Source organism: Synechococcus sp. Nb3U1 (assembly GCF_021533835.1).
Taxonomy (GTDB): Bacteria; Cyanobacteriota; Cyanobacteriia; order Thermostichales; family Thermostichaceae; genus Thermostichus.
Genome location: NZ_JAKFYQ010000003.1, coordinates 47,489 through 65,706, shown reverse-complemented (window position 1 = coordinate 65,706; position 18,218 = coordinate 47,489). Strand labels below are relative to the sequence as shown.

The 18,218-nt window shown below is 55.3% G+C and carries 13 protein-coding genes; 5 read left to right on the top strand and 8 right to left on the bottom strand.

The features are described from left to right. Positions 1–16: 16 nt before the first annotated feature. The 4 genes from L1047_RS14740 to L1047_RS14725 form a co-directional block, all read right to left on the bottom strand. Positions 17–850 carry an undecaprenyl-diphosphate phosphatase gene (locus L1047_RS14740; protein WP_235280091.1) on the bottom strand — a complete coding sequence of 278 codons (834 nt, stop codon included), beginning with the start codon at positions 848–850 and terminating at the stop codon, positions 17–19. A gap of 39 nt (positions 851–889) precedes the next feature. Then, the gene (locus L1047_RS14735; protein ID WP_235279761.1) at positions 890–1,447 is read right to left on the bottom strand and encodes a DUF2808 domain-containing protein; all 558 of its coding nucleotides are present in this window, start codon (positions 1,445–1,447) and stop codon (positions 890–892) included. A 177-nt stretch (positions 1,448–1,624) separates the two neighbouring features. Further along, the gene (locus L1047_RS14730) at positions 1,625–2,104 is read right to left on the bottom strand and encodes a tetratricopeptide repeat protein (RefSeq protein WP_235279760.1); all 480 of its coding nucleotides are present in this window, start codon (positions 2,102–2,104) and stop codon (positions 1,625–1,627) included. Positions 2,105–2,160: 56 nt separating this feature from the next. Beyond that, positions 2,161–2,922 (bottom strand): hypothetical protein, encoded by a 762-nt coding sequence (locus L1047_RS14725; RefSeq protein ID WP_235279759.1) that lies wholly within the window; start codon positions 2,920–2,922, stop codon positions 2,161–2,163. Between the two features lie 478 nt (positions 2,923–3,400). Between L1047_RS14725 and L1047_RS14720 the strand changes: the two genes are divergently transcribed. From L1047_RS14720 to L1047_RS14710, 3 genes are all read left to right on the top strand, one after another. Continuing rightward, a complete protein-coding gene (locus tag L1047_RS14720) occupies positions 3,401–4,708 on the top strand; it encodes an efflux RND transporter periplasmic adaptor subunit (protein WP_235279758.1) in 1,308 nt (435 codons plus the stop codon). Positions 4,709–4,792: 84 nt separating this feature from the next. After that, positions 4,793–7,981 (top strand): efflux RND transporter permease subunit, encoded by a 3,189-nt coding sequence (locus L1047_RS14715; protein WP_235279757.1) that lies wholly within the window; start codon positions 4,793–4,795, stop codon positions 7,979–7,981. A gap of 129 nt (positions 7,982–8,110) precedes the next feature. Next, positions 8,111–9,667, top strand: a complete 1,557-nt coding sequence (locus tag L1047_RS14710) for a B12-binding domain-containing radical SAM protein (RefSeq protein WP_235279756.1) — start codon at positions 8,111–8,113, stop codon at positions 9,665–9,667. A gap of 28 nt (positions 9,668–9,695) precedes the next feature. Here the strand turns inward: L1047_RS14710 and L1047_RS14705 are convergent, their stop codons facing one another. Further along, positions 9,696–10,733: an RluA family pseudouridine synthase gene (locus L1047_RS14705; protein WP_235279755.1), complete on the bottom strand. Its 1,038-nt coding sequence runs from the start codon at positions 10,731–10,733 to the stop codon at positions 9,696–9,698. Positions 10,734–11,020: 287 nt separating this feature from the next. Between L1047_RS14705 and ppsA the strand changes: the two genes are divergently transcribed. Next, positions 11,021–13,501, top strand: coding sequence for a phosphoenolpyruvate synthase (ppsA, locus tag L1047_RS14700; RefSeq protein WP_235279754.1), 2,481 nt, complete (start codon positions 11,021–11,023; stop codon positions 13,499–13,501). Between the two features lie 97 nt (positions 13,502–13,598). After that, positions 13,599–14,903 carry a dihydrolipoamide acetyltransferase family protein gene (locus L1047_RS14695; RefSeq protein ID WP_235280090.1) on the top strand — a complete coding sequence of 435 codons (1,305 nt, stop codon included), beginning with the start codon at positions 13,599–13,601 and terminating at the stop codon, positions 14,901–14,903. 353 nt (positions 14,904–15,256) lie between these two features. Here the strand turns inward: L1047_RS14695 and gmk are convergent, their stop codons facing one another. From gmk to L1047_RS14680, 3 genes are all read right to left on the bottom strand, one after another. Beyond that, positions 15,257–15,892 carry a guanylate kinase gene (gene gmk / locus L1047_RS14690; protein WP_235279753.1) on the bottom strand — a complete coding sequence of 212 codons (636 nt, stop codon included), beginning with the start codon at positions 15,890–15,892 and terminating at the stop codon, positions 15,257–15,259. A gap of 186 nt (positions 15,893–16,078) precedes the next feature. After that, positions 16,079–16,675 carry a Ycf51 family protein gene (locus tag L1047_RS14685; RefSeq protein ID WP_235279752.1) on the bottom strand — a complete coding sequence of 199 codons (597 nt, stop codon included), beginning with the start codon at positions 16,673–16,675 and terminating at the stop codon, positions 16,079–16,081. A 110-nt stretch (positions 16,676–16,785) separates the two neighbouring features. Beyond that, a complete protein-coding gene (locus L1047_RS14680; protein WP_235279751.1) occupies positions 16,786–18,216 on the bottom strand; it encodes a nickel/cobalt transporter in 1,431 nt (476 codons plus the stop codon). Positions 18,217–18,218: the final 2 nt, after the last annotated feature.

Sequence of the window (18,218 nt, the reverse complement as noted above, 5' to 3'; positions counted from 1 at the left end):
TGTCCACTGGTATCCACTAGGGCCGCAGGAATCCCAGCACCAAACCCAAGACAATAAACAAGCCAAACCCAATTCGGTAAAAGATGAATAGCCAGGTGCTGCTGCGCTGCAAAAACTTAAGCAACCAATCGATGGAGAGATAGGAAAAGACAAAAGCAGAGACAGTGCCCAACCCCTGAGGCAACAAAGCCTCCACCTCAAAAGCAGAGATAAACTCCAACACTCCTGCCAAAAATAGCGCCGGGATCCCCAACAAGAACGAATAACGAGCTGCCACAGAACGCTGCAAATTCAGGAACAAACCGGCGGTAATGGTGGCTCCCGAGCGCGATACCCCCGGAATCAGGGCCAAGGCCTGGGCTAAGCCTACCCAAATCCCATCCCAGATCCCGAGGTTATGCACATCTCGCTGCCGCTTGCCCGTCCGTTCTGCCCAGCCCAGCAGTAGGGCAAGACCAATGGCGGCCCCGGCAATCACCCACAATTGGCGCGGCGGGGATCCCCAGAGTACTTTGACAGCCAAACCCACCCCCACAATCGGCACAGTTCCCACCAGGATCCCGACCAATAGCCGCCAGGATTCTTGATGAAAATCTCGCTCTAACCAGGCTTGCCAGGAGTCTAGGAGCAATTTGCGTAAATCAGCCGCAAAATAGATCAACACCGCCGCCAAACTGCCCAACTGGATTACCGCCGTAAAGGAGGCACCCGCATCCGGCCACCCCACCAAAGCCGGGAAAACCCGCAGATGGGCGGTACTGCTGATCGGGATAAACTCGGTGATTCCTTGCACCATCCCCAGAATCAGAGCTTGCCACCAATTGGGATACCAAATATCGGCAAACAGCAAAAAAAACACTCCCTCTCCCAGACCAGCGCCGACCCGAGCCTAAAATCCAATGCGTTCGGGATCGTCAATGGTGATTAGCCAATTGCCGACATTGCGGAAGAGGGGATTCGGTTCTGTGCCGCGCACCCGCGCTTCCACACGATAGATTCCGGCAGCCGCAGGATTTCGTACATTGGAAAGGATCAAGCGCATCTCTTGTCCAGCCGCGATCGGTTGGCGAGCCACCACTTCTAGGGAGCGAAATTCTTCGTTCCAGTACACTTCCTCCAGATCGACCGGGTTGCCCTCCACTTCTAGCCGCACATTCTCCGGATCGACGCGGGCATCAAAGTTTCTGTCCCCGTTGATCTGCACTTCCGACACCGCCAGATCCTGAGGGGGAATGGTCAGGCGATAGCGATCGAGGCGACCGCGAATACCGCGAAAATCCAGCCGATAGCTAAGGACAGGAACTCCTTCGCTGCCGGTGATCACCAAACCAGACTGAGCCTTCACAGCAACAGGTAGAATCAAGGCTCCCAAACCACCCAGCAACAGACCCGTCAATACCAGCTTCATCCCCAGCGGGGCAAAGCTCAGCCAGCGCGAACGCTTCATTGCTCTCAACACCCGAACCTCCGTTCGCCAAAACACTTCAGCACATTCAAAAACCAAAACTGCAACCGTCAGCCAGCACAGGGGGCTGCATCGTAGTTCATTGTAAAGGATGGGATCCCACCGGCTGAGAGGGCTTCTTGCTGCCAAGGTTGCGGAGGTGCGCAGTTTTACGCACCTCTAGGACAGGAGAGCCGTACACTCCAGCAGCAGCCGTTGATTAATCAGCGCGTAGGGTTGGATGTCCAGAGCTTTCTGAAAAGCAGCAATCGCCCCGCGATAATCCTGCATAGCGGCTCGGCATAGGCCCAATCCATGCCAGGCTCCAAAATGGATTGGGCACAATTTCACCACCATCTCACAATCTCGGACTGCCTCGGGGTAGCGCTTCAGGGTGTAGTACAGAACGGCTCGCCGGTTCCAGGCCTCCACAAAATCTGGCAGCTGATCGATTAATTCGCTCAATAAGGTCTCTGCAGCCCCCAGTTGGCCGCTATCCATGAGCAGTTGGGAGTGTTCCAAAGCGGCCCGACCGGCAATCCCCTTTTGCCCAAACCACAGCTCCCAAAGGGCCTCAGTGGCCTCCTGCCGCAGATCGGCCCGCTCTTGCTTGAGGGCAACCAAAAGCTGTTCGATCCGGGTCTTGTCGAACTCTTCCATACTCCACTCCCCTCAGCCATTCAAGTGAGATGGGTTGAAGAAATCTTTATCGACCTTTATCGATCCACCAGGCGCAAATCAAAAGTCAGGATGTTGGCGGCCAGAATTTCTAAAGCTCCCCCTTCAATAATGTCGCGGGTGGTGGTGGCTCCAGTGCCCGTCTGAATCAGCTCACGGCTACGCCGTACCGTTTCTTGTCGTTGGGGATCATCCACGATCACCTGCCGCTGGTTGGACAGACTGAGGCGATAGTAGTTGGGCAAATCCCCTCGGGTGGCATCGATAGCTAAGTTGGTTCCTTCAGAGGCGACGCGGAAAGGGGCACGGGCGGTGAGCAAGGCCACTTGAATATCCTGCTCTTGGCCATCTAGGCCCTCTAATTCGGAGATGTCGATTTGAAAGTTCAGGGTATCTTGGTCGCGGCTGAGGCGATCCACCCGTACCTCGTTGAAGCCCACCGCAAATTCCCGTTCCGGTTCGCCAAAACGCTGGATCGTCGATTGCAATACCGACTCTTCGTTGAGGGGAGTGACCCGAACTAAGTAGTCCCAGTCCCGCACAAAAGCATAGTCATTCGGCCCCAAACTGACGTTTGGATCCACCAGGTTGGCGGTAGGGCCAGGACTACCGGCACGGCTGAGGGCAACGATGTACCAGTAGTTCGAGTTGATGGGTAAGCCAACGGTCATGCGCACTTCCAACACAGGCCGTGCCCAAGCGGCAGCAGCACTGAGGGCGGCGATGGCGATTCCCCCGACACAGCTCCATAGCCAGCGGTGCGGGTGAAATTCCATTTTGGGTAGGCAGGAGCGGGTCATGACGGTCTTCCTCATCCAATGTTCTTAAACAGGGGTAGCTCTAGCCAATTTCTGTAGGATTTTCTTTAAAAAGGAGCTTGACTCAAGAGATGCAGCTTTTCCCAGCGTTATCTGATGCAGCAGATTCAGGTCAATCCCTTGCTCCATCAGGTTTTTTGCCTAGCTCAAGGGCCTGTGTGAAGTCGGAAAAGGCTGCAACTGTTCAGACTCCATTGTGCCTGGGCAGAGAGGGCAGGCAAAGGCCCAACTCTAAGACAGTTTAGCGAGGAATTTCCCGTGACACAGGGGGTGCTCAGAGATTGGAACAGTCTGGAAATTTTGTTAAGCATACAGCGTAGTTCTGTATTGGGAAGAATTTCAAGCGTTTTTGTGCAGGCGCGAGGCGACTCAGGTTCACTACTCTAAATCATCGAGAAGTGCAGTGGCGAGATCCCTCTGCCCGAATGCCAGTCGTTGGAGCAACCTTTGGAGCAACCTCATGATGCGATCGCGGACAGCTCTGCCGGTGCTATGTCTTTCTTTGCTGTTGGCGGCCTGTCGAGCGGGAGGGCCACCGGAGGGGATGGAAGGTATGGGTGGAGGAGAGGGCCCACCCCCGACCCCGGTAGAACTCGGCACGGTGGAAGAGCGGATGATCCAGGAGGCCTCAGAGTTTATTGCCAGTCTCGGATCTCAGCAGTTGGCTAGCATTAACCCGCAGGTCAGCGGTCAGATCACCCAAGTCTTCGTGCAGCTGGGATCCCCTGTGGCTGCTGGGGCTCCGATGTTTCAAATTGACTCCAGCCAGCAACAGGCGGTAGTAGCCAGCCAAGCTGCCGCCATTGCCTCTGCGCAAGCCAACGTAGAAAGTAGCCGGGCCAACCTCAGCCAACTGCAAGCGGATCGTTTGCGTCTAGAGGCGGAGGTGGACTTTGCTCGCCAACAACACGAGCGCAACACAAGTTTGTTGGCAGAAGGGGTGATCACCCAACTGCAGGTGGATCAATCCAGCCGCGATTTGCGCCAGGCGGAAGCGGCTTTGGCAGCCCAGGAGGAGCAAATTCGCGCTCAGGAGGCAGCGATCTTGCGGGCAGAGCGAGAGGTGCAACGGGCCCAAGCGGATGCCACACAACAGCAGGTGCAGTTGCGCTTTTTCCAGGTGAATGCCCCTTTTTCTGGCATTGTCGGGGATGTGTTAGTGAGGCAGGGAGACTATGTAACTCCCCAAACTGTTTTGACTACGCTCAGCCAAAGCCAATCGCTGGAGATCAGCCTAAATATTCCCCTGGAACGGGCACCCCAGTTGCGGGTGGGCACCCCAGTGCAGATTTTGGATAGCAGCAATCAGGTGATCGGCACCAGCCAAATTTCGTTTATTTCCCCGCAGGCGGAAGCAAGCACCCAGTCGGTTTTGGCCAAGGCTTTGCTAGATAACTTAAGTGGGCAGTTGCGTTCGGCACAGTTTGTGCGAGCCCGCATCATTTGGGGAGAACGACCGGGATTAGTAGTTCCGGTGACCGCGGTGGCGCGGGTGGCGGGGCAAAACTTTGTTTACACCGTCGAAACGACCGCTCCGCCAGCCGAAGGTATGCCCCCGGGGGCGGTTGCTGTCCAGAGGCCAGTACAACTGGGATCCATTCAGGGCAATAGCTACGAAGTGCTGGAGGGGTTGGAGGCGAATGAACCGATTGTGCTGACCGGTCTTCAAAAAATCCGCGATGGCGCACCGATTATGGACGAGGTGATCTTCCAGCAAATGATGATGCAACAAGAGGGGCCACCCGAGGGATCCCCGCCCCAGCCCTAGATTTTACGGATCCGATCCTTGGCAAGCCTGGCTTGCTGAGGATCCCCTAAACTGACCCACCCATTCGGAGCGGATCCCTGGCCTATGTTTGTTGATTTTTTCATTCGCCGTCCTGTTTTTGCCACCGTTTGCTCCATCATCATCGTGTTGGTGGGGGCCGTATGTATCCCGTTGTTGCCGGTCGATTACTACCCCCAGGTGGCCCCTGCAGCGGTGACAGTGACGGCCGTTTACCCAGGAGCCAATGCCGAGACGGTAGAAACAGCCGTCACCAATGTGTTGGAGCAAGAGATCAACGGCGTGGAGAACTTACGCTACATCTCTTCGGTGAGCAGCAGCAACGGCACCAGCCAAATCACCGTTACCTTTAACCCAGGGCGCGATCTCGATGCCGCCGCCATTGACGTGCAAAACCGGGTCTCCCAAGTGCAGGGGCAGTTGCCGGAGGAGGTGAACCAAAACGGCATTACCGTACAAAAGTCAGGAGACAGCGCCTTTATTCAGGTGGTGTCGCTGCGCTCGCAGGCGGGGGAATACGATGAGCTGTTCGTCAGCAACTACGCCGAGCTGTACGTGCGAGATGCTCTACGCCGCATCCGCGGGGTGAGCGATGTGCTCGTGTTTGGGGATCGCAAATATGCCATGCGCATTTGGCTGGATCCCTCTCAGCTGGCCAGCTACGGGTTGACGGCCCAGGATGTGGTGAACGCGGTACGCCAACAGAACATTCAGGTGCCTGCCGGACAAATTGGCAGCCAACCCAGTGCCCCCGATCAGCAGTTTCAGATTAATGTGCAGGCGGTCGGGCGACTGTCGGAACCGGAGGAATTTGCCCAAATTATTCTGAGGGCCAACCCGGATGGCAGCTTGGTGCGTATTGCCGATGTCGGGCGGGTGGAACTGGGGGCACAAAGTTACGATACCTTCTTCCGCATTGGGGGTCAGGAAGCGGTCGGGATCGCCATTACCAAACAGGCGGATGCCAACGCCCTAGAAGTGGCACAGCGGGTGAAGGAAACCCTGGAGAATTTGGCCCAAAGTTTTCCACCAGGGCTGATTTATGAGATCCCCTTCGATGCCACTTTGTTCATCAACGAATCGGTACGCGAGGTCATTTTTACCCTATTGCAGGCGATTGGCTTAGTGGTGCTGGTGTTGTTCATCTTTTTGCAGGATTGGCGAATCACCCTGATCCCGACGATCACGATCCCGGTGGCATTGCTGGGCACTTTTATTTTCGTGCGCCTGTTTGGCTTCTCCATCAATACGCTGACGATGTTTGGCCTGACGTTGGCCACAGGTCTGGTGGTGGACGACACGATCGTGGTGGTGGAGAACATCTCCCGCTACATCCGCGACCGAGGGATGCGGCCTCTGCAAGGGGCTTCGGCAGGGATGAACGAGGTGTTTGGGGCGGTGCTGGCGACCACGCTGGTGCTGCTGGGTTTATTCTTGCCGGTGGCGTTTTTCCCTGGCACCAGTGGCCGCATTTATCAGCAGTTTGCTGTCACCATCGCTGTATCGGTTTCTCTTTCCACTTTTAATGCCATTACCTTGGCCCCGGCCTTATCGGCTCTGCTAATTCGCCCACGATCAGAACAGATGTTTTGGTTGTTGCGCTGGTTTGATCAGGCGGTAGAAGGGATCCGCGCCGCCTATCGTTGGATGTTGGGGCTGGTGGTGAAGCTGCGGCTGTTGGTGGTAGCCCTGTTCATCGGCTGCTTGGGCCTCACCTACTGGCTGTTTCAGATCGTGCCGACGGGGTTTGTACCGGATGAAGATCAAGGGTATTTCATCACTTTCATTCAGGGGCCGCCGGGAGTTTCCCTGAATTACACCGACGAGGTCATCCAGCAGGCCACAGGGATCATGCAAGGGATCCCGGAAATCCGCGATACGGCGATTGTGGGGGGCTTTAGCTTTACTGGCCCTTCGGCGAGTAATGGCTTGATTTTTGCTTCCCTCAAACCTTGGGAAGAACGGCGACGACCGGATCAATCTGCCCAGGCGATTGTCGGGCAACTGTTTGGGCCTTTTCTGGGAGGGATCAGCAAATCGCTGGTGATCCCGATTTTGCCCCCGGCCATTCCCGATTTAGGGGTTTCGGGCGGGTTTAGTTTCCAGCTTCAAGATCGCGGGGTGAACGATTTCAATTTGTTGGAGCAAACGGCACAAACTCTCTTTTTTGCAGGCAATTCCCCCCCGCAACCAGGACAACCTCCCCTCGGCTTGCAAATTAACCCGCCCACCTTCAGTGCCAATTCTCCCCAGCTCCAGGTACAAGTGGATCGCAACATGGCCCAACTGCTGGGGATCCCGATTGCGGATGTGTTTGGCACGTTGCAAACCCTGTTGGGGGGCACTTACGTCAACAACTTTGATTTGTTTAATCGCAACTACCGGGTGTATGTGCAGGCGGATCAACCCTTCCGCTCTAACCCAGAAAGTATCAATCAGTTTTACGTGCGCGGCGGCGCGGGCCAACTCTTGCCCTTGAGCAGCTTGGTTCAGGTGCGGGAGACTACTGGCCCTAACATTATCAATCACTTCAATCTCTTCCGTTCTGCCGAGATTCAGGGTAATCCCCTGCCAGGGTTCAGTTCGGGTCAAGCAATTCAATCTATGGAGAGGTTGGCGGCACAACTGTTGCCTCAGGGGTTTGGATTCGAGTGGTCGGGCATTTCCCTAGAAGAAATCGAGTCTGGGGGGCAAGCACCGATTATCTTTACCCTTGGTTTGGTCTTCGTGTTTTTGGTGTTGGCAGCTCAATTTGAGAGCTATGTGGATCCCTTTATTATTCTGCTGGCGGTGCCACTGGCGATCTTGGGGGCACTCTCAGCGCAGTTGTTGCGAGGATTGGAGAACGACATTTTTTGCCAGGTAGGGCTGGTGATGTTGATCGGACTGGCCAGCAAAAACTCGATTTTGATCGTGGAATTTGCCAACCAACTGGTGGAACAAGGGATCCCGATTTTCAAAGCGGCAGTACAAGCGGCAGAGACTCGTTTCCGGGCCATTCTCATGACTGCTTTGAGCACTATCTTGGGTATTTTCCCGCTGGCAGTAGCTGTGGGAGCAGGGGCAGGCAGCCGTCAGTCATTGGGTACAGCGGTGATTGGCGGCATGTTCGTCTCAACGGTTCTCAGCCTGTTCGTGGTGCCGGTGCTTTACATTCTGATCAAAGGGATCCAGGCGCGAATCATGGGATCCCCTGTGGATTTGGCTCATTTGCCCCCGCCGTCGAAGGAATTGCTACCGGAAGAAACCCTCTAAGCAGAGCCGATTTTTGGAAGATAGTCAGCAAGCCCTACCAACCCAAAGGCTCATCCTATAATCGAAGCAATTGCAGTCTGAACCCATGGCCTATTTCTGAGTCAGCCCCCCATTCAGGAACCAAGCGGTATGAAGGCACTGTTGCTCTATCCTCAGTTCCCTCAGTCTTTTTGGTCCTACAATCGCACGATTGAGATGGTGGGGTTAAAGTCAGTGATTCCCCCCCTCGGCCTGATCACGGTCGCTGCCTTACTGCCTCAAAACTGGGAAATTCGCTTTTTTGATCGCAATGTAACCCTTGAAACTGAGGCAGACTGGCAGTGGTGTGATGTGGTTATTTTGTCCGCCATGTTGGTGCAAAAGCAAGATTTCCATGCCCTGATCCGTAAAGCTGTGGAACGGGGCAAAAAGGTTGCTGTGGGCGGGCCATATCCCACATCCGTCCCTCAAGAGGCTTTGGATTCGGGATCCCACTACCTGGTTTTGGATGAAGGGGAAGTGACTATCCCTCTGTTTGTACAAGCTCTTCAGGCTGGTCAAGAGTCAGGAATCTTTCGTGCTACCGAAAAGCCGGATGTAACCGCAAGTCCACTGCCGCGATTTGATTTGCTGCAGATGGAACAGTATTTCATGATGTCGGTACAATTTTCGCGGGGCTGCCCCTTTAACTGTGAGTTTTGTGACATCATCTCCCTCTATGGTCGCAAGCCACGCACCAAAGAACCCAATCAAATGTTAGTGGAGCTGCAAGCTCTTTACGATTTGGGCTGGCGTGGATCGGTTTTTGTGGTAGATGACAACTTTATCGGTAATAAAAGGAATGTCAAGCAATTTCTAAAAGAGCTGATCCCTTGGATGAAGGAGCGCCATTACCCGTTTACTTTTATGACCGAGGCTTCGGTTAACTTGGCAGAAGACGATGAACTGCTCAGTCTGATGGTGGAAGCAGGGTTTTACTCCGTCTTTTTGGGTATTGAAACCCCGGATCAAGACAGCTTACACGTCACCCAAAAGCTTCAGAATACTCGTCATCCCCTGGTAGAAGCCTGCCGTAAGATCAATGCTGCTGGGCTGCTGATCTACGCTGGTTTTATTCTTGGGTTTGATGGAGAGCGTTCAGGGGCTGGAGAGCGAATCCAAGCTTTTGTGGAGCAAACCAACATCCCACAGCCAATGTTGGGCATTTTACAGGCTTTGCCGAATACACAACTGTGGAATCGCCTTAAGGCACAGCAGCGCTTGGTAGACGGGATCGGCATTACGGAGGTTGGGGATCAGAACACACTGATGAATTTTATCCCGACCCGTTCTTTGGCGGAGATCGCCCGAGAGTATGTGGAAAGCTTTTGGCAGCTCTATGAACCTAACCGATATTTATATCGCTGCTTGCAACAATGCTTGAATATTGGCATCAAAAATAGCCAGCGACAAACCATGAAGCTGCCCCTGCGTAAAGAGCTGCACTTAATCGCTCAGTTGATCTGGCGACAAGGGATCCTGCGCCCAGAAATTCGCCGCCAATTCTGGCGTCAGTTGTGGATTATTCTGCAACAAAAACCGTATATGTTGAATATGTATTTGGGCCTCTGCGCTGCCGGGGAACATTTTTGGGAATATCGAGAATTGGCCCGTGCTCGGATTACACAACAACTGGGTTATGATCCTTTGTTGGCAACCCATTCTTGAAGCTGATTTTTGTAAGGCTGTAATGCCCCTATCCGCTCTGACTACGCAACTGACGCAGTAACCGCTCAAACTCTTCCGGGAGAGGGGCCGTAAATTGCATCGGTTGGCCGCTTCGCGGGTGCACAAATGAGAGTTTCCAGGCATGGAGAGCTTGGCCCCTGAGTTTGACAGGGCTGCTTTTGCTCTGGGTATAGAGGGGATCCCCCACAATCGGTAGGCGCAAATGGGCAGCATGAACCCGAATTTGGTGGGTACGCCCGGTTTCTAGCTCAAACTGCATCAGGCTGTAGTTGCCCAATCGCTCCAGCACCCGCCAGTGGGTCACTGCCGAGCGACCTTTGTGAGGTTCCACCACGGCCATTTTCTGCCGATCCACCGGGTGCCGCCCAATCGCAGCCGAGAGGGTACCTTGGTTTTGGGCCGGACGACCAAACACCACCCCCAGATAGATGCGCCGGGCGGTTTTGGACTGGATTTGGGCTTGTAGGTGTTGGTGAGCTTGATCCTGTTTGGCGATCACCAGAGCGCCGGTGGTGTCTTTGTCGAGGCGATGCACAATACCTGGGCGCTGTTCGCCGTTGATGCCCGACAGATCGGGGCAATGGGCCAAAAGGGCATGAACCAGGGTGCCGCTTCTGTGGCCGGGGGCGGGATGCACCACCAAATCGCGAGGTTTGTTGAGCACGATCAAGTCGGCATCCTCGTAGAGAATATCCAGCGGGATCCGCTCCGGTTGCAGGGTTAGGGGAGTTGCCGCCGGGATCCGTACTTCGATCTGATCCCCTGCTTGTAGGGTGCGATTTTTATCCAGGCAGGGATCCCCATTCAGCCAAACCTGGCCCTCCCGAATCAACTGTTGTAGGCGAGACCGAGACAGATCTGACCAGTGTTCTGCCAAGCCCCGATCCAGCCGGGATCCCTGTTGGGTTTCTGGGATCGCGATCCGTCGAATTTCGGCTCCATCCACACCCCCATCTACGCCATCTAATAAATTATCCAGTAAGTCATCTAGGTCTTCCTCTGGAAGTTCATCTGGTTTTTTAGCGGTTGTGATCTCATCACCCATGCAGAGTTGCCATCTCAAATCCTTCCCTTTCCATTTTGACAGGCGGGGCATTTTTGCTATGGGTAACGAAGGCCAAAGATTTGTACCAACCCCAAAAGTGGGATCCCCTGTTATCCCCTTTGCCCCGTCTCCCTCTGGGCCTTCTTGCTGCTGATATCCGGGCATTTTAACCGGCTCAAACTCCTCGATAGAGTGAGAGTAGAGCCCATCGTGGGTAGGTAAAGGAGTATTTCTCCTGCCGCCAATAATGACAACAATCAGTCAAGAATCAGTCAAGGAGGTGGGGCATGTCGGATGGAGCAACTATGGGATCCCGGCTCCAACAAGGTGGGCCAGAATCCGGCCCACAAGGACAAGAACGCTGGCTGCTGCCGGAGCCACCTTTGGTTTTGCCTCTGACGGAGGTGGGCCTACAGGATATTGCCCAGGTGGGCGGGAAAAACGCCTCTTTGGGAGAAATGTTGCAACAGTTGGCCCCACGGGGGATCCAGGTGCCGACAGGATTTGCCACCACGGCCCATGCTTACCGTCAGTTCATTGCCTCGGCGGGCCTAGAAGAAAAACTGCGGGAGATCTTTCAAGATTTGAATGTAGAAGATGTGAACAATCTGCGCCATCGGGGCAAGGCAGCCCGTGCCCTGATCTTGCATACCCCCTTTCCTCTGGAGTTGCAGCGGGCGATCACCGAAGCTTACCTCACCCTGTGTGCCCAGTATGGCCAAGATACCGATGTGGCGGTTCGTTCCAGCGCCACTGCCGAAGATCTACCGGATGCTAGCTTTGCCGGACAACAAGAGACTTATTTAAACGTGCATGGGGTGCGGGGCGTCTTGGATGCTTGTCATCACTGCTTCGCCAGCTTATTTACCGACCGAGCCATTTCCTACCGCCAGATCAAGGGCTTCGACCATTTTCAGGTGGCTCTCTCGGTGGGGGTACAAAAGATGGTGCGCTCGGATTTGGCCTGTTCAGGGGTGATGTTTTCCATCGACCCGGAAACCGGCTTCAAGGATACGGTGTTGATCACAGCCGCCTATGGTCTGGGAGAAAACGTGGTGCAAGGGATCGTCAACCCCGACGAATATGTGGTGTTCAAACCTACCCTCAAGCAAGGCTTTAGCCCGATCCTCTCCCGCAAACTGGGCAGTAAAGAGCTGAAGATGATCTACGACGAAGGGGGATCCCGTTTCACGAAAAATGTGGCTGTTCCCGACGGCTTGCGCAAGCAATATGCCCTCAAGAACGAGGAAATTTTGCAGCTGGCCCAGTGGGCCTGTTGGATTGAGGATCATTACTCAGCCCAGCACGGTCATTTCACGCCCATGGATATCGAGTGGGCCAAAGACGGCATCACCGGAGGACTGTTCATCGTGCAAGCCCGCCCGGAGACGGTGCAATCGCAAAAGGCGGCCAACCTACTCAAAACCTATCGCCTGACAAGCCCCGATGCCCGACCGGAACCCTTGGTGCGCGGACGCGCCGTGGGAGAAGCGATTGGCCAAGGGACGGCACGCTTGATCCTGGATGTCCGCAAGCTGGATCAGTTTCGGGCTGGAGAGGTCTTGGTGACCGACAAAACGGATCCCGACTGGGAGCCGATCATGAAAAAGGCCAGCGCCATCGTCACCAACCAGGGGGGTAGAACCTGTCATGCGGCGATCATCGCCCGCGAGTTGGGGATCCCGGCGATTGTTGGCAGCGAAAAGGCCACCCAGTTGCTCAGCTCCGGCCAGCCGATCACCATTTCCTGCGCCGAAGGGGAAGAAGGGCGCGTCTACCCCGGTTTGCTGCCCTACGAAGTCAGCGAGATCCCCCTGGAAAACTTGCCGCGACCCCAAACCCAACTGATGATGAACATCGGCAACCCGGAAAAAGCCTTTGGCCTGAGCGGGATCCCTTGTGATGGGGTGGGTTTGGCCCGTCTGGAGTTCATCATTGCCAACCACATTCAGGTACACCCGCTGGCCCTGCTCAACTACGAACAGGCGGTGAAAGAAGAACCCCGTTTGGCGGAGCTGACCCACCAATATCCCGACAAGCCAGAATACTTCATCGACAAGCTGGCCCAAGGGGTGAGTACCATCGCCGCCGCCTTCTATCCCAAACCAGTGATCGTGCGGCTGTCGGATTTCAAGAGCAACGAATATGCCCACCTGCTGGGGGGATCCCGCTACGAACCCAACGAAGAAAACCCGATGATCGGCTGGCGGGGGGCTTCCCGCTACTATGATCCGCGCTATCAAGCAGGTTTTGCCCTTGAGTGTCGGGCCATGAAGCGGGTGCGGGATGAGATGGGCCTGACCAATGTGGTTTTGATGATCCCCTTCTGTCGCACTCCGGAAGAGGGCCGCAGAGTCTTGGCGGAAATGGCTCGTCATGGTTTGATCCGGGGCGAAAATGGCCTCAAAGTCTACGTGATGTGCGAGTTGCCCAGCAATGTGATCCTGGCGGATGAGTTCTGCCAAATTTTCGATGGCTTCTCAATTGGCTCCAACGATCTCACCCAGCTCACCCTGGGGTTGGATCGAGACTCGGCCTTGGTCTCGCACCTTTTCGATGAACGGGACGAAGCCGTCAAACGGATGATCGCTCAGGTGATCGGCACCGTAAAAAGTTATGGTCGCAAGATTGGCATCTGTGGCCAGGCCCCCAGCGACTACCCCGAGTTCGCTCGTTTTTTGGTGAAACAGGGGATTGATTCGATTAGCCTCAACCCCGACTCGCTGCTGAAAACCCTGCTTCTGGTGGCCGAAGCAGAGCAATCCTGAGCCAGATGCCGTCAGAGGAGGATGAGGATTGGGTGCGCTAGGGGTCAGCGCGCTAGGTTAGAATCTTTCCTGCTAGCTCCTCTGTGTGCCACCCACCATGATCCACGAAGTCTCCATGCCTGCCCTCAGCTCCACGATGGAAATGGGCAAGATCGTTTCCTGGCTAAAACAGCCGGGAGATCGCGTGGAGAAAGGCGAGAACATCCTGGTGGTGGAGTCGGATAAAGCCGACATGGATGTGGAGTCATTTTATGCGGGTATCCTCGCCTCCATCGTCGTGCCAGCCGGGGGAACTGCTCCTGTGGGTGCCCCCATTGCCCTGATTGCCGAAAGCGAAGCAGAAGTCGCCCAAGCCCAAGAGAAGGCCAAAGCTCTATCTGGGGGTGTTGCGACCGTGGTTGCCCCCAAACCAGACCCCGCGCCCCTTGCCTCTCAACCGACTAGCCCTGCTCCTGTTGCCGTTTCTACTGCGGTCGCCATCCCGATTCCCTCTAATGGGTCGGGATCCGAGCGGATACTGGCCTCTCCCCGTGCCAAAAAGCTGGCAGAAGAGCTGAATATTGACCTGAGCACCCTACGCGGCTCCGGCCCCAACGGTCGCATTGTGGCCGAGGATGTAGAACGTGCCGCTGCCCAAGGGATCCCGTCCTCTGCGGGGGTGACTCGCCCAACCCCGACTCCTCCTCCTGCAGTGGCTGCTCCCCTAGGGGAAACCGTTCCCCTCAGCACCCTGCAGGCGGCTGTTGTGCGCAACATGAATGCCAGCCTCAGTGTGCCGGTGTTTCATGTGGGCTATACCCTTACCACCGATGGCCTGGATGGTCTCTACAAACAGGTGAAACCCAAAGGGGTGACCATGACGGCTCTTTTGGCCAAGGCAGTCGCCATGACCCTGGAAAAGCATCCGTTGTTAAATGCCAGCTACAGCGATGGCGGCATCCACTACAAAGCCGACATCAACATTGCCGTAGCGGTGGCGATGGAGGATGGCGGGCTGATCACACCAGTGCTGAAACAGGCGAACCGGCTGGACTTGTACGAGATTTCCCGGCGTTGGAAAGATCTGGTGGAGCGGGCGCGACAAAAGCAACTGCAGCCGGAAGAATACAACAGCGGCACCTTTACCCTCTCCAATTTGGGCATGTTTGGGGTGGATCGCTTCGATGCCATTTTGCCCCCCAATCAGGGATCCATTTTGGCGATTGGCGCTTCTCGCCCGACGGTGGTCGCCATTCCTGAAAAAGCGAAAGAGCTCCGCTCCGCTTACGCGATTGCCATTCAATCCCAGATGCAAGTGAATCTCACCTGCGATCACCGCGTCATCTACGGAGCTCATGCGGCGGCTTTCTTGCAAGATCTAGCCCAGTTGTTGGAACAAAATGTGGGATCCCTGACGTTGTAACTTGTAACAAAGTTGCAATAAAGAGGTTGTAACAAGCGGATCAACCGGTTCAGCCCATTTTTGGAGCCTAACTAACCATCACCGAGATCTTCTTCCAGCAACTCTATCCACTCCTCCAACAGAGAGCATGGACTTTGCTCGCTTATGGAAACAAATAACCTAAGAGAGCTGAAAAAATTGATTTGGCTCAGTAAAATGATCCATCTCAAGGGCGGAGAGGATCCTAGTTATCAACCTCTCGCATTAGTCCAATTTCGATTGAATTTCAGACTGCTTAGGCAGAGTTCACCTGCATCCTCTGCTGAGCCAAGTGAGCATTCAAATCGACTGAGAAAAACCCACAGGCCCGCCCATTAGCTGACGGGGACTTCCGGCCCTGTTGGATAGAGCAAGGTTTCGAGTTGAAGCAGGGCTTGCTCTAGATCATCGTTGACGATCACATAGTCAAATTCGTCTTGAGCATCCAATTCTTTTTGGGCCTGTTGCAAACGCCGCTCAATGCTGGCCTCGGAGTCTTGGCCCCGTTCGCGGATGCGCCGCTCTAGCTCCTGCAGAGAGGGAGGAGACAAAAAGATACGGATCGCTTCTGGGCAATGTTGACTCACTTGACGTGCCCCAGCCAGTTCGATCTCCAGCAAGACATCCTGCCCTTGGCTGAGCTTAGCCAGTACCACATCGCGGGGGGTGCCGTAGAAATTGCCCGCGTACTGTGCCCATTCTAGTAATTCGCCTGCTTCGATGAGGTGAAGAAATTCTTCCCGGCTGCGGAAATAGTAGTTAACTCCTTCCTGTTCGCTGGGGCGGGGGGGGCGGGTGGTGACCGAAACAGAAAAATGCAAATCGGGATGACGCTGGCGTAACTGCCTCACGACTGTGCCTTTACCCACACCACTGGGCCCCGTGAGTACCAGCAGACGACCACGATTGGGCTCCAGGGATCCCTGAGTCCCCTCTAGCACATCTTGCCGCTGCACACCCTCGGAAGACATTGGAAAGAGGAGCATGGTGGGAGAGGCTGGCATAGTCTGAAGACCAACGGAGGGTGGCCAAGCAGTTGGTTTGTTTTAGGATATCTCACTCTTTGTCCCTCAGGCTGCCCACCCAGTTGCTGACAATGATCCATAACAGGGCAGTCCTAGTGGTTGGGGGAACGGCGTCCCCGATTGGAGTGAGGTTTAGCCCCTTACCTGTTCGGGAAAGGATCCCCCGCCTCTAGGGGTAGGGGAAACGTCAACCCGGTTCAAGGAGCTTAACTGGGCAAAGGCATCTTCTTCTAGCTGGATCTGCTGCCGTTCCAGTTCTTCATCCGTGCGCAGGCGCATCCCCAACGGCTGTTGCAGGGTGCCCAAGAGCAAAGGCACAGAAATCTCTGCCTCGGGATGGATCACAGTACGAGCCTGCAGGGTAAATAGGGACGTGCCGGTGGAAAAGCGCCCTGAGGATCCCAGGTCGCTGGCGGCTTGCCTTAGGGTTGAGATCAGCTGCTCTGGAGTGATATCGGGACTGACGGCGATGACGGCTCGATCCGCCCCCTGATCATAGACGGTGGTGTAGTGAACGGCCCCCGGGATCCGCGAGCGAAAAATTGGCCCCAAGCTCAGGGCAAAGCACCCAGCAGCCAACACCAACATAAAGGCCGTATAACCCACCAGCGAAAACTTGAGGGGCCAATTGCGGATCCAGGCCAGTAAGGTCAGTACAGCCAGCAAGCCCGCTAGGCCCAGCCCGATTTGGGTGGCAGAGGCAAAGAAAGATTCTAAAGTCCTATCCATACAGCCCTTTCGCAAGTCACTTGCACAGGGTAGATCACCAGAAGACTCTCCCACAATTTTTCAAGGACACGAACCCTAACTGGTGGGGGTACGGGGGCAGGGGTATGGGGCTAGAAGACACCGAGCTGAACCAAGGCTTGGTGCGTCATTCCCAAACCAACCAGGGCAATGATCAGGGCGCTCAAAGTCGACAAGTGAGTGCTTTGGGGTAACCGGGTCGGAAGTTTGTCTAGCCAAGACTTGGCGTACACCAGCAGCAGGCCAATGGCCGTCAAAACTCCCGCTAACCCCAGGCTAAAGGCCAGAACCAAAGCCAGGCCAAACCCAATCTTACCCAAGGCGATAGCGCTCAACAAAACCACCAGTGCAGAAGGACAGGGTAGCAACCCCCCGGAAATGCCCACAGCGAACAAACTAGCCCAGGTAACGCGGGATCCCTGGTGGGGAAGATGGGAATGCCCGTGAGGGTGGGGATGAGGGTGGGGATGTCCAGAATGCTCAGATTTCCCTTGCCACCGCTGCCGCCCCAAAGACAGGCCAATAGCCACCACCAACAGGCCGGAGACCATACTCAGCCAAGGGTAGATTTGCTCACTCAAAATCGATTGTGAGGCCAGCAATGCCACCCCCCCCAAAGCAAGAATTCCTGCCATATGGGTAAAAGTCGTGGTTAAACCCAAAATCAGCGCATGTAAAGCCGTGCCACGGGATCCCACCAGGTAAGCACCAACCACTGTTTTGCCATGACCTGGGGTGAGGGCGTGAAATCCTCCCCAAACAAAGGCAACGCCCAACGCAACCAAAATGGTGAGTGGATTGAGGTGCTCTAGGGTGATCAAGCGGGTCAACCCATCCCTGTTGCGACCCTCCAGAGATTGCTCCGCCAGACTGGGTGACGCTGAGGCAGTCGAAACAACCCTTCCGCTCGGGTTGAGGAGGAAGCTGACCTGACGCTGAAGGGGGGGACTCTTCAGCAATGCGGCAGGATAAGCTTGCAGGCGTTGACTGATGCTCTGGCTGGGAACCTGGGACTGAACCGGGATCCCCTGACTGGAAAGGGTGATCTCTCGCCAGCCCAAGCGGTGCTCATAGGCATGATCGGCAAATAGCACCTCCAGATCGGCACCCGCGAACATTGGGGATCCCTCAAACTCACAACCTAGCCGTAATGTGGCCAATTCCCCGACCCCGGGTGGGTACTCCACCGTGGCCTTCTGCAACGCGACAGGGATCCCCTGCCCCCCGACTTGCAAAACCAATTGTTGACCAATCCAGTCACACTGGGCCGCGGCATAGGTTTGCGATTCAGTGGGATCCGCTTGCTGATCCCGGTTGAGATCGATGCGGCGGATTTCCTGAAATGCCGGTATTTCCGCCATATCCAGCACATAGTCGATGTGGATCCCGTTGGGGTTTAGATCTAGGCCAGCGTAGTGATTGATGGTGAAGTTGCCCAGCGGATGAGCAAAGGCTCCCGTTGCCCAAGCCAAGGTTAGAGACAAAGTGGCTCCAAATAGCCAGCAGCGGCGCAGGTTAAGCATGG